Here is a 12,505-nt window from a genome sequence, read left to right on the forward strand (position 1 = left end):
TCCACAGCACCCTGAAACTATTGTAGCATTCCGCTGGAGAGCGGTCTATAAATACTACTATTTTATTATACGAGGTATGCCTGTGAATATCAGAATTTCATCGGCAGTGCGTCTTTTATGAATTTGTACGGTGGGCTGACACTGATAAAGGCATTATTGTCGTTCAGCTGCATCTCATTTCTTCCTTGATCCTCCAGATATACGTTTCGGCTTCTTTCAGGATATCAGCAACCTGCTGCTTACGCTTCGGGATGGTGAGCAGGCTGGGGTTAAACGTGAAGCTATATTCCAGCCGCTGGATCATTGCGTGTACCGCAGCTTCCAGTTCGGTGTACAGCATCATGTCCTCAACGCTCCCGGCGTCCTCAAAGGACGATTTGATGGGCGTGTAAGGATAGATGGGCGGCTTGCCGTCAACTACCTCAGGCGGTGCGTAAGCCGCCGTAGAGCGGATGATGGGTGGAAGCCGCTGAATGTTCCCCATCGGGTTCAGGGCAAGACTGGCACGGACAGCATCATCCACCCGGCTCATTTCCTCCGGGGTGAGGTGTCCGAGGAATTTCAGCACCCTGCTTTTGTCTATGGTAAAGATCTGCTCTGCCTGAACGATGGACGGAACGGAGAGAAAATCGTTCACCAGCAGGCAGTGGGTCGGCTGGGTATACTTTTTTGCTGACTTGCTTGTCAATGTGGCTACGATCAGTGTGGGTGAGTAAAAATTTCCCACATCATTCTGAAGAACGACTGCCGGACGATTCCCGCTTTGCTCTGAACCGATGGCGTTGTCGAAACTGGTGAAGAAAATGTCTCCACGCTGGAATTTCCAGTTTTGCTGCAAAATTGTACCTCCGTGTTAGTAAAAGTGAATATGTAAAAGAACAGGCGTGGACGAAGACCGAAAACAGCATTCGGCCACGCCTGATTTATAGCAGTTTGCGTTTTTTATGCCCAAGCAACATCCGCAAACTGCATATCGCAAATATGCCGTTTTGATAGGCACTGTTTTGAAAATTGCGATAATAAGTTAAGGTCTCGCATATTCGCCCTCGGCTCCCTGCGAGTGGGGCATAAACATCTGGCAGCGGACTTGTACCGCTTCATTGGCATTTCAGCCACCCCGTCTGCTTTGTGACCGGGCCGCGAATTACGGAAGTATCATTATCGGAGTACCAGATGACGGAACTATTCAGTTTTCAAGGTGCGCGAGGTCGGACGCTTTGCCCTGCGGCAGATGCCGCTTGGAAAATTGTCCCTTCACTTGGTAGGCATCGAGAAAGGCCAAATTATAACCAAAAATCAAAACTTCTTCAAAAATATAGAAATTTTCATGATTCTCTTATGAATTGCAGGCTGTGAGACATAAAAAACTTTAGAAATTTCGCTCTCGTTGTAGCCTTCATAGGCGTAGAGCGTCAAAAGTTTGAGGTCATCTTCCGACAAATTTTCAAGAGCAGACAACAGCCGTTCATTCTCAATTTCTCCGATCCATGTGAAGCGGCTCTTGGTTTCGCGGTAGGTATCCGTAACGGAAACGGCTTCCTGATACTTGTTCATAAGGGGCGAGTAGGATTCTTCGCCCTGTTCAAAGGACGGAGCGGTGATTTCCTGCGTGTGGTTCTGGTAAGAACGCGCAGCATTGAAAACAGACCAGTCATATTCGTACATTGTCTGAATCGCTTCGATGCTCATGCCAGCGCTCATGCCAGCGTCCTCGTACTGCTTGCGCAACATAGCCCACTGACGGTCAAAATTCTTCTTTTCCAAACCATAATTAAAGCCCATGTGTAACCTCCAAATTTTCGATAAAACGTGAGAAGTCGAAAATTCGGAGATGCTACGGATATTTCGCCGCTTGGGGCAGCCACGAAAAGAGGGCAAACATAAAACCTGCTCCTTTTCGGGAGCAGGCCATCTGAAGCTATAAAAAATAGCCGGACAACAGCCAACCGAAGGATTTTCAAGCGAAAATCTTTCAGTCAAGCTGCTGCCCGGCCATTTGGTGCTACGTTTCATACATTGCCATGTGGCAATGGCCCGTTGCTCGGTGCTAACAGTCCATATTCAGAGTGCGTTGCACCCGATTTTTATGAAACCAATGCTTACTTGGCTCGAATGGAAAGGTTGAGCCATAACATTTCCCGGCAACGCCAGCATTTTATGTGGATGAATCCAGTGCAGTCGGCGGTCATTCGATAGAGCTTTATATTGCACTTGGGGCAAAACTGCCAGTGTTCCGTAATCGCTTCCTTCTTATGATCGAGCATGACTTTCCCTCCCAAATATAAAGTTTGCTGCTGTATCATAGGAGAAACGGTGGACTGCGGCACTTTGGCTCCAAAAGCGCAAAAACGCCAGCCTCCCATGGCGGGAAGCTGGCGCAATATAACACATCGGCACGATAGGACAAAATCACTGGAATGATGATGTTATACCGTTCTTTCCGCAAGAACGATACAATACTATTGAGGTGATGATGATGCCGAATGCGGATGCGGATGCGATTGCTTTAGGAAAGCAGATAAAGGCTGCCCGAAAAGCAATGGGAATGACACAAGATCAGCTGGCACTAAAAAGCCATGTTTCGGTGAAGTATATCGCCAATATTGAAAACGGAAAGCAAAATCCTTCTTTTGACATTTTGAGTGCAATCCTCCATGTCCTACCCCTTTCCTTGGATTCAATCATCAATCCAAATCTGTCAGAATTGGAAAGTGAGTGCCGAGAATGGGATGCAATCTATCTTGCTTGTCCACCAGAAATGCGGAAAACACTGCTGGAAGCAACAAGATCGCTTGCAATCCATTTGACAGAATTTTCGGAGCAGAACAAAAACACCTGAACCGCCAGCGAGGACGTTACGGACCTTTCTGGCGTTCTTTTGTCTGAATACGCAATATTGTATCAGAATGCTCCATAAAAACAAATGAAAAGCAAATGAATTACACAATAATTTAGCCGAAATCAATCTCTTTGCGGATTCTGCACCTCTTTTTCAACCGCGAGATCATTTTCCAGCGTGTCATACAACTCTTGCGGAGTAAGACATAAGACGGCATAGAAATTGATAGGATCACCCTCGTTGAAAAGCCGCACATATCAAAAACAATTACCTCCGCATGATCTATTGAAGCTCATCGTCAAAGATGCTGTCTTACTCTTTCACAATGCGGCTCCCGCCAAACACATGCGACATTTCCATGTGCGCCAGTGCTTCGTCAATCAGCGCCACTTCTGCGGCAGACAGCACAATATCCGCTGCACCGGCGTTTTCCTGTAAACGGTTAAGTTTCCGGGTGCCGGGGATTGGTACGATATAAGGCTTTTTGCACAGCATCCACGCCAGTCAGATCTGGGCAGGTGTTGCATTTTTCTCGGCGGCAAGACGGTGTAACAGTTCCAGCAGGGCGCGGTTCTGGTCAATGCTGTCTGGCTGGAACTGCGGCATGACGCTGCGGTAGTCCGTGCCTGCTTCAAACTTGGAAGTCTTATCGTATTTGCCGGAGAGAAAACCGTTTGCAAGCGGCGAGAATGCCACATAACCAATGTGCAGTTCTTCCAGAACCGGGAACAGGCTTTCGTACCAGCGGGCCATCATGGAGTAATGGTTCTGGATGGCCGTTACCGGGCAGACTGCGTGTGCTCGGCGGATGGTCTCCTCGGTGGCTTCCGAAAGGCCCCAGTGAGTGATCTTGCCCTCCCGAATCAGGTCAGCCATTACACCGGCCACTTCCTCAATGGGCACCTTGGGGTCAAGTCGATGCTGATAATACAGGTCAATATGGTCGGTGCCCAGCCGCTTGAGGGAGGCATCTACCGATGCACGGATAACTTCCGGGCGGGAATCCGGCACCAGCGGCTTGTTGACTGCCGTACTGGTCATGTCAAAATGGATGCCGAACTTGGTCGCCAGAACAATTTTATCTCGGTAGGGTTTCAGGGCAGCACCCACCAGTTCCTCGTTGTCGTGGGGATTATCCGGTGTGCCGTAGACTTCGGCGGTGTCAAAGAACGTATAGCCCATACCCACGGCCTGCGCCAGCAGTTCGGCCATTTCCTTCTTGTTGGCAGGTGCGCCGTAGGCATGGCTCATGCCCATACAGCCCAGACCAACAGCAGAAACGGTCAGGTCGCTGTCCAAAGTACGATACTTCATGTTAAAATTCCTCCTTATTTGCAAAAACACTTTCCAGCCATGCGGCGTAATCGTTCACCCAGCCGCCATCCGAGCCAAAGCCGTGGGGCCAGCCATTCAGCACGATGCGTCCGGTGGAAATGCCCATATTCCGAATCACATCATACTGCTGCTGGAATTGGCGGTAGAAGGGGTCCTCCGTGCCGTAAACGTAGAATGTTGGCGGCAGATCACCCTCGGCCAGCCAGTCCGGGTCCATGTTGCCCACGCTGAGCCGCCCATAGAACGAATAGATCATGCCCGCCGCCGAAGCGTGAGCCGGAACAGCATCCAGCGCATCGGGTACATAGCTTTCATCCAGAGCAGTGCAGTCCATTTTTTCGTCATAACAGTTTCCTCACGGTTTCAGGTGTTTTCTTCCCAGAACGCTACGGCATGATCGAGCCAGCCTTCGGCAGAGGTGCCGGTGCCCAAGCCAAAACCGTGGGCAAGGCCCGGAAAGACTTCGATCTCGGCAGGGGTGCCCTGAGAGCGGATGGTTTCAATGCGCCAGCGCATTACGCGTTCGTCTGCGATGTAGTCCCGGTCACCCACACAGGCATAAGTGGGCGGCTCGTTGCCGTAGACTTCCCCCAGCCCGGTGTACTGCATGACGACGGCTCCCGGCTGCGGATACGCCTGTTCACCGAAGGATGCCGTGCCGTAGCTGCCCAGCCACGCCGCCATCCGTGCCCCGGCAGAACCGCCCCAGAGGGAGTAGCCGCTGGTGTCTACTTCCAGTTCCTCCGCATGGGTAAAGACAAATGCAATGGCCCGTGCCAGATCTTCGCAGGCGGTCTGTGCGCCGGGGCGGTAGATGAGCGCAAAAGCGTTGTACTCCTTGCGGGAAAGTTCCAGTGCATGAGGAAAGCTGTCCTGCATGGCCCCCACATACGCAAACGCACCGCCTGCGTTGCAGATGGAAAATTTTGCGCCGGGATTACCCTTGAAGTAGAATAAGCCGGTGTCAGCTTTGTCCGGGTCGGCGGCTTTTTCGTCCTCGGTGTAAATATCGTAAAAGATGGTCTGCCCGTCCGCTGCACGCTGGCGCAGGGTGTTGCAGATGTCCACTGTTTCGTCCGGGTCGATGTTGTTATAGTAGGTAAGATGCAGCTGCTCCAGCGTGTCGCCGCTGTAATAAGAGCGTTCCACAGGGAAGATCAGCCGCCCATAATCACCGAAAACCGGGTCATTCCGTACGGTTTCGATGGGCGTGGTGCGGGTATAAGTTTGGGTGGTCGTTTGCATGGAATCCTTTCTTTCCGGGGTGGAGGAACTGGGTGCAGCACCTGCCCGGCAGCCTGCCAGAAGCAGCCCTGCACCCGCCAGAAGTTTTGTGAATTGCCGTCGGTTCAAAATTTCTCTCCTATCACTTGTGTTTGGAAACGATCCAGTTCAGAATATCGGCATTATCAAAGACAACATTTGCGGCAGCATGGTAGACGTGAAGCCCCTGCGCATCAAAAAAGGCGTTGTCCGGGGTCTGCATTTGCAGCACGGTGTCGATTTGTTCATCCGTCCAGCCTGCGGCGGCGTAAGCATCGTGCAGACCGTTGTAGGCATCCCGTGCTTTCTGCACACCGTAGTATTCATCGCCCTGCGCCATGTAGATGTAGACCGCCACGCCGTTTTCTGCAATGGGCGCAAAACCGCCGTCCCACTGGGATGCTCCATGCAGATAAGCTGCATACAGGTCAGGCCGCATGGCAACTGCCCGCGACATGGTTTCGCCGCCAGCCGAGTAGCCTGCGGCGTAAATGCGGGTGGTATCTACGGCAAAGTGATTGATGAAATACTCCGTCAGAGCGATGGCCTGCCGCGCCGAAGTGTCGCCCCAGTCGGTGAGCTGGGCAGACACTACGATCATATCCTGTCCAAGGTTCGTCCAGCTGGTGAACCCCGTCCAGTCCAGATTGCTGCCGGAGGAAGATTCCCCGAACCACATCATGTTATAGCCGGGCATGACCACCATCATGGGGTACCTCCGGGTGGGGTCGTAATCCTCCGGCAGGTAGTAGCTGTAATGGATGAGCCCCTCAGTGCTGTCCAATGTCTGCTCCCGGACAAGCCCAGTCTGGATGTTTCCGGTTTCCGAAGAAGCACTCTCCGAAACAGCCGAATCCACTTCGGACGAGGTCGTGATGGATGTGCTGGCCGAAACCGAAGAAACCGTATTGACTGGCACAGAGGATGCCGCCCCGGTGCAGGCGGATAATAAAACGGTCAAAGCGGTGGAAACCGCGAAAATCACGCTGCGCATAAAATCACCTCGCAAAAATCAGGGAAATGGGAAAGCCGGGACGTTTCCGTCCCGGCTTTCCCTGCAACAAAGAAGGAGGAATATGGAACACTTCCTCAATGATGGAAGTTTGTGAAGATAGCAGGTTCTTTTTCGGGCAGGCCGATCTGTTGCTTGCCTATCTGGATTTCAAAAATTACCGCAAGAGAAAATTCTCCTCGCACAAAAGCTCTGCTTACAGGTTCAGGCTATTTACCCAGCTTGCAATGTCAGCTTCACTGCTGCTGTGGCTGAACCGCTGGCCGTCCAGCCAAGTGCCGGCGTCCGCTAATTCTGCCAGCAGCTTGCCGCTCTGGCCGATGCCAGAGGAAAGGGACGTGCAGAACGGAACAACATTTTTGCCGGAGAAATCGTTGGCGGCAACAAAGCTGCTCATGGGCCATGCGGCAATGCCCCACCAGATGGGGTAGCCGATGAACACGGTGTCGTAATCGTCCCAGCCGTCCACATCGGTGTTTTCCAAAGCCACAGCACGAAGGCCCTCGTCGTTGTGTTCACGGGAAACGCGGCTGTCATTGTTCGTCCAGTTCAGATCATCGGAGGTATAGGGGTCAGACGGAACGACTTCAAACAGGTCAGCACCCACGGTGTCGGCGATGGTCTGCGCTACGCCCTGTGTAGTGCCGGTGGCGGAGAAATACACCACCAGTGTTTTGCCCGTAGTCGTTACCGTGCTGGTAGCTTCCGAAGAAGCAGCCGCGCTGGATGCGGCTTCACTGGAAGCCACAGAAGAACTGCTCACACTGCTAGCGGAATTGCCGGAGCAGGAAGCCAGCAGCAGGGCGGCAGCAGATGCGCCAGCAACCTGCAAAAACTGGCGGCGGGAAATTTTATTCTTCATACGAAACACGCCTCTATCTATGTAAAATGCCGGGAATCTCAGAGAACCGCTCATGCCAGTGCGCGGCTCTCCAGCCACTGATAAATGTGATCAGCGATCTCTTTGTTGTTCAGCTCTTGGAACATGAAGTGGGAGTTGCCGGTGATGCCGATTTTCGGCAGATCGACCACAGTGCAGTCACCGCCATCGGCATTGTACTGGGCGGCAAAGGCCAGTGCGCCGTCCCGTACCTGCCGCCAGAAGCTGGTGGACATGATATCTTCCGGGCCGTTGTCGATGTAATCGCCAAAGTAGATAGCGATTGGAATACCTGCGCTCAGCAGTTTCGTGTACTGCTCCGAGCCGATGGCAGGGGTTCCGCCCGGCTCAATGGCAACAATGGCGGCAATGTTGTCGGCGGGCACATCCCAGCCGACTGCACCGCCCTGCGAGTGGGTGACGAAAATGGACTTGTGGCCGGTCAGGGTCTGCACGTCCTTCATCACCTCGCCCAGTGCGGCGGCAGCAACTGCCTGATCGAAGTCGCCGGTGTTGGGGGTCATCTGGCGGAAGAACTGATTCTGTGCAGCATCGCCCTCCGGGAACTGGGAGCCTTCGTACCGTTCCGGGGCAACGCGGCCAATGCGGAAGTGGGTGTACCACGCCTGATCGCCGGGCTTGTAGTCCTTGGAGTCGGCAGACCAAGTATCGAGGAAACCGTCCGTGCTCATCTGGGCGGTACTGCCAGCCTCACCACGGCGGGGCTGGTCTACCAAGAACGCAGAGTAGCCGTTGCGCAGAAACAGATCGGCCCAGCCCTGACGGCCGTCCGGGGTGGTTATCCAGCCCATGCGGGACTGTCCATAGCCGTGCAGATAAACCATCGGCCAACCGTTGCTGTCTGCCGGGATTTGATACAGAACATTAGCGTGATCCACATGAGCGGTGTTGCCTGCACGGGTAGTGTCCAGCCAGTTGGTGGTGGCATCATAAGTGCCTGCCACCGGTGCCGTGACCGTGCCGCCGGAGGAGAACATTCCTTGCTTGGCAATCGTCAGCGGGCCGTCCGGGTTCAGGTTGTTCTTTACCCAGCGGCTTACCTTGCCGTTTGTCTCGTCAATGGAAACAGGAGCCGCTGCACCCGTCAGTGCGGAAGCGGCTGCACCACCCACCATGGTGGCGGCAAGAACTTTCAGAAAACTTTTGCGCGTGATCTTATTCATCTTCATTTATCCTTTCATCTGGTTCATTTTTCGCAAAAAACTCTCCGCACCCAGCTACAAACTGCTTGAAATTTACTTCTGATCGTCCACGGGAGGAAACATGGTGGCGAATGCCGCCAGCTTATCCTCCGTGACCTCATAATACCGTTTATCCTTGTTCAGCGTGGTGATCTCCTGCATTTCTGCATCGGTCAGCGCAAAATCGAACACATCGAAGTTGTCGTGGATGTGGGCCGGGTTCTTGGAGCCGGGAATGACCACATTGCCTGCCTGAATGTGCCAGCGCAGAATAATTTGCACGTTGCTCTTGCCGTACTTTGCTGCAAGGCGGGTGAACAACGGCTCTTCCAGCAGGCCCTTGTCAGCGTGGCCCAGCGGATACCATGCCTGAATCACCATGTCATTCTCGGCGAGGAAGGCTTTCAGTTCTTTCTGCTGGGCGTAGGGGTGAACTTCGGTCTGGAGGATGGTGGGCTTGACTTCGCAGATGCTCAGAATTTCTTTGATCTGCTCCTCGTTGAAGTTGGACAGACCGATGGCACGGACTTTGCCCTCCTTGTAAGCCTTTTCCATCAGGCGATAACCGGCAACGTAATCACCGGCAGGCTGGTGAATGAGCAGCAGATCGATGTAGTCGGTGTCCAGACGTGCCAGCGTCTTGTCCACAGCATCGGCATCGGTGTAGAAGGTCGGCCACAGCTTGGTTTCGAGGAAAAATTCCTCCCGCAGCAGACCGGACTTCTTCATGGCGCGGCCCACGGCTTTTTCGTTGCAGTAGGCGTTGGCGGTGTCGATAAGCCGTGCACCATCGTTCAGTGCGCTCAGTACAGCGTTTTCAGCTTCGTCCGGGGTCAGCAGAAAAGTGCCGATGCCCTCTGCCGGCATCTTGACGCCATTGTTCAGAGTAATGAATTCCATAATAAATAGCTCCTTTTGTATTTTTCGTTCCTTGATTACTTGCACTCGTTGAGGATGTCCAGCAGTTCTTCGCGGCTCAGCTTCTTGCAGCAGCCGCCGGTCAGCACGGTGGAATCGGCCACAGCCTTGAGGTCGGTGTCGGCAGGGATGCCCAGTTCTGCAAAGGTGGTGGGCATCCCGATCTCCTTGATGAAGGCCGTCAGAGCCTCCACGCCAGCCTGTGCCAGTTTCAGCTCGGATTTGCCCGCCGGGTCGATGCCCCAGACGTTCTGTGCAAAGCGGGCGAACCGTGCGGTGTTGGCCGGGAGCAGGTGACGGTACAGCACCGGGTGAATGACCGCCAGACCAGCACCGTGGTTGCAGTTGGTGTAGGCACCCAGCTGATGCTCGATCATGTGACACTGGAAGTCGGTGACCTTGCCGATTTTCAGGATGCCGTTTTCGGCCATAGCCGAAGCCCATGCCAGCTCGCTGCGGGCCTCGTAGTTGTCCTTGTCGGTCAACAGGACGCGGATGTTGCGGATGACGCTGCGCATGACGGCTTCGTTGATGTCATCGGAGAGGTTGTTCTCGTCCGGCTTGCCGAAGTAAGTTTCCATCGCGTGGCTCAGGGTGTCGAACGCACCGGAAATGACCTGCTTCATGGGAACGGACAACGTGTAGGTGGGGTCGAGGAAAGCAAAGTCGGCCTGTGCACCCCACAGGGCCCCCTTAATCTTCTTTTCCTCATGGGTGATGACCGCGCCGTTGTTCATCTCGGAGCCGGTACCGAACACCGTGACGATGGTGCCCAGCGGGATGAACTCAGTGGGACGAGTATGCTTGGTGTTTTCCAGCTCCCACAAATCTTCGTCCACCTTGGCTTGTGCGGACACCACCTTGCAGCAGTCGGACACGGAACCGCCGCCCACGGCAAGGATCAAATCCACATGGTTCTCACGGGCCAGCTTTGCACCCCCCCTGCACCTTGGCGTAGGTGGGATTGGGCATGATGCCGGGAAACTCCACGATGCGCTTACCCTCAGCGTTCAGAATACCGATGATTTCATCATAGACACCATTGTGCTTGATAGAACCGCCGCCGTAGGCCAGCATCACGGTATCGCCGTAGTGCTCCAGCAGACAGCCCAGATATTCCTTCACGCCACCCTTGCCGAAATAAACCTTGGTCTTGTTTTCAAACAGAAAATTATTCATAGCCGTTACACTCCTTTATATAAAACTGGGAAATCAGACGTTTTTGCCCATCTCGTAGGCTTCCTTCATGGCTGGGGAGGACATCACCTCGCCGGGCCGATATACGCCGGTGCCGTAGATGACCCCCTTTTCCTTGGCACCATTCAGGCAGGCGGTAAAGCCCCGGAAACACTCCAAGGTGCAGGCCATGGCAGCACGGTTATCGTCCGCGCAGGTCATGATGAAATAGAACTCCTTGTTCGGAATGTTCGTCCACCGGGCAAGGCTGCGGTCGATGATGATCTTCATCTGTGCATCAATGGAGTAGAAGTACACTGGGCTTGCCATCACGATAACATCTGCCGCCTGCATTGCGTCCAGAATTTCGCTCATGTCATCGTTCAGGGCACACTTGCCGCCGTGGTCGCGGCAGTAATAGCAGGCATTGCAGGGCACAATCTTCTTGCTGCGCACGAAGATCTTTTGCACTTCGTTGCCGCTCTCCTGCGCACCACGCATAAACTCACTGCACAGCAGGTCGGAGTTGCCGTCCTTGCGGGGACTGCCGGATAAAATCAATACTTTCTTCATCGGTCGTTCCTCCTTTGAGGTACTCTCTTTTTCTGGTTCCAGTATAGCGCAAGTCTGCATTTCCCGGAATCTCCACTTTGTTCACTTGTTTGAACTCAAAGGTTCAAACAACCTGCTTGACCCCCCTGATTGTAACACTTAGAGTCAGCTTTAGGTCAAGTGCATCTTTTGTAAAAAGAAAAAGCCACTGCATGATTTCTCATGCAGCAGCTTCTCGTTGCAGTGGCGTATCAGCTATACAATTCCTTGCTGGCTATTTTAGCCGCATCCAGAAAACGCTGAACGGCAGGCGTTGGATTCGGGGAGTGCAGGATACCATAGGGGATGCCGTAATCCCAATCTACTGGAATCACTTTCAGCAATGGGTGGACATTGGCCCAGCCCGGAATTGCCAGCAGCACATCGTTGGTGTTTTCGCAGCGGTTGAAGATGTCCATGCTGTAAAATTCAAAATCCACGATATTTACTTGTGGATGGTGCTGCCATAAATCATCCCGCAGTTCATCTACATAGTGGCTCCATCCACGGTGCATCAGCAGTAGATTTTCGCCGTACAGGTCTGTGATCTGCAAGCGGTCTTTTGCCGCAAGTTTATGATGGATGGAAACCGCGCAGTAAAACGGCCTGCGAACCAGTTCCAGACCGGCACATTTGCGCAGATGCAGCATCGTTTCATCAAAGATGCCGCCTACTACATCAATGTTCGTGCCGAGGTTCGCCAGAATTTCCCGTGCATTTTCCGGGGTGTTTTCAAAAGGCACAATCTGGAATTTGATGTCCGGGCAGATGGTCTGCACTTTCGACCACAGTTCCATGAGCAGCTGGGCAGGTGTCATGGGAGAGGAACCAATGCGGATGACGTTGGAATCCTCCTGCATTGCGTTCCGGGCACGAATGACAGAATCATGGCAGTATTGAATGATGTACTTGGCATCCTGATACATGGAACGGCCTGCTTTGGTCAGTGTTAGTCCCCGGCGAGTACGCTCGAACAGCTTGACACCAAGGGAATCTTCCAATAAGTTGATCTGCTTGATGATGGCCGTTGGCGTGATGTAGCTTTCCTCTGCCGCCTTGTTGAAGCTGCCTGCATCCGCCACACGGATGAAGGTTTCCAGCTGATGATTGTACATGAAAACACCTGCCCTTCGGAGATTTCTATAAGAATAGGATAACATCCGATTGTGTTAAAATCAAGAAGTGTTCCAGCGAGATAAGCGGTATGCGATTGTAGACCAATTAAGCAAAGTCAATAGTACGTGTGGCTGATAAGAACAAAATCGAACGGTTTGTGTTCAGTATTCACC

At 53.1% G+C, this 12,505-nt stretch carries 12 protein-coding genes and 2 pseudogenes; 2 read left to right on the forward strand and 12 right to left on the reverse strand.

Going from position 1 to position 12,505, the window contains the following annotated elements; all coding sequences use genetic code 11:
- Positions 1-163: 163 nt before the first annotated feature.
- Both C7J97_RS13855 and C7J97_RS13860 read right to left on the reverse strand, forming a co-directional pair.
- Positions 164-838 (reverse strand): type II toxin-antitoxin system PemK/MazF family toxin, encoded by a 675-nt coding sequence (locus C7J97_RS13855; RefSeq protein WP_113993305.1) that lies wholly within the window; start codon positions 836-838, stop codon positions 164-166.
- 458 nt (positions 839-1,296) lie between these two features.
- Positions 1,297-2,013, reverse strand: coding sequence for a sigma-70 RNA polymerase sigma factor region 4 domain-containing protein (locus C7J97_RS13860; RefSeq protein ID WP_341458713.1), 717 nt, complete (start codon positions 2,011-2,013; stop codon positions 1,297-1,299).
- Positions 2,014-2,470: 457 nt separating this feature from the next.
- On the opposite strand from C7J97_RS13860, the gene C7J97_RS13865 reads away from it, so the two are divergent.
- Entirely contained in the window at positions 2,471-2,839 is a 369-nt protein-coding gene (locus C7J97_RS13865) for a helix-turn-helix domain-containing protein (RefSeq protein WP_113993308.1), read from the forward strand.
- Positions 2,840-3,151: 312 nt separating this feature from the next.
- Here the strand turns inward: C7J97_RS13865 and C7J97_RS13870 are convergent.
- From C7J97_RS13870 to C7J97_RS13885, 4 genes and pseudogenes are all read right to left on the reverse strand, one after another.
- Positions 3,152-4,153: pseudogene (locus tag C7J97_RS13870) on the reverse strand (aldo/keto reductase).
- Between the two features lies 1 nt (position 4,154).
- A complete protein-coding gene (locus C7J97_RS13875; RefSeq protein WP_242983531.1) occupies positions 4,155-4,508 on the reverse strand; it encodes an alpha/beta hydrolase family protein in 354 nt (117 codons plus the stop codon).
- Between the two features lie 29 nt (positions 4,509-4,537).
- Positions 4,538-5,419, reverse strand: coding sequence for an alpha/beta hydrolase (locus C7J97_RS13880; protein WP_181823404.1), 882 nt, complete (start codon positions 5,417-5,419; stop codon positions 4,538-4,540).
- A gap of 121 nt (positions 5,420-5,540) precedes the next feature.
- Complete coding sequence (locus C7J97_RS13885; protein ID WP_242983532.1) at positions 5,541-6,296, reverse strand: prolyl oligopeptidase family serine peptidase; 756 nt, start codon at positions 6,294-6,296, stop codon at positions 5,541-5,543.
- A gap of 16 nt (positions 6,297-6,312) precedes the next feature.
- On the opposite strand from C7J97_RS13885, the gene C7J97_RS13890 reads away from it, so the two are divergent.
- On the forward strand, positions 6,313-6,546 hold the full coding sequence (locus tag C7J97_RS13890; protein WP_242983533.1) for a hypothetical protein: 234 nt from the start codon (positions 6,313-6,315) through the stop codon (positions 6,544-6,546).
- A 99-nt stretch (positions 6,547-6,645) separates the two neighbouring features.
- Here C7J97_RS13890 and C7J97_RS13895 read toward each other — a convergent pair whose 3' ends face one another.
- From C7J97_RS13895 to C7J97_RS13920, 6 genes and pseudogenes are all read right to left on the reverse strand, one after another.
- Positions 6,646-7,311, reverse strand: a complete 666-nt coding sequence (locus tag C7J97_RS13895) for a flavodoxin (protein ID WP_170126681.1) — start codon at positions 7,309-7,311, stop codon at positions 6,646-6,648.
- Positions 7,312-7,361: 50 nt separating this feature from the next.
- The gene (locus C7J97_RS13900) at positions 7,362-8,513 is read right to left on the reverse strand and encodes an alpha/beta hydrolase (RefSeq protein WP_242983534.1); all 1,152 of its coding nucleotides are present in this window, start codon (positions 8,511-8,513) and stop codon (positions 7,362-7,364) included.
- 72 nt (positions 8,514-8,585) lie between these two features.
- Entirely contained in the window at positions 8,586-9,431 is an 846-nt protein-coding gene (locus C7J97_RS13905) for an aldo/keto reductase (RefSeq protein ID WP_113993315.1), read from the reverse strand.
- Positions 9,432-9,466: 35 nt separating this feature from the next.
- Positions 9,467-10,628, reverse strand: a pseudogene (locus C7J97_RS13910) (iron-containing alcohol dehydrogenase).
- A gap of 33 nt (positions 10,629-10,661) precedes the next feature.
- Positions 10,662-11,198 (reverse strand): flavodoxin family protein, encoded by a 537-nt coding sequence (locus C7J97_RS13915; RefSeq protein ID WP_015538303.1) that lies wholly within the window; start codon positions 11,196-11,198, stop codon positions 10,662-10,664.
- A 230-nt stretch (positions 11,199-11,428) separates the two neighbouring features.
- Positions 11,429-12,331 carry a LysR family transcriptional regulator gene (locus tag C7J97_RS13920; protein WP_113993316.1) on the reverse strand — a complete coding sequence of 301 codons (903 nt, stop codon included), beginning with the start codon at positions 12,329-12,331 and terminating at the stop codon, positions 11,429-11,431.
- Between the last annotated feature and the right edge of the window lie 174 nt (positions 12,332-12,505).

It is taken from the genome of Faecalibacterium prausnitzii (assembly GCF_003324185.1).
Classification (GTDB): domain Bacteria; phylum Bacillota; class Clostridia; order Oscillospirales; family Ruminococcaceae; genus Faecalibacterium; species Faecalibacterium prausnitzii.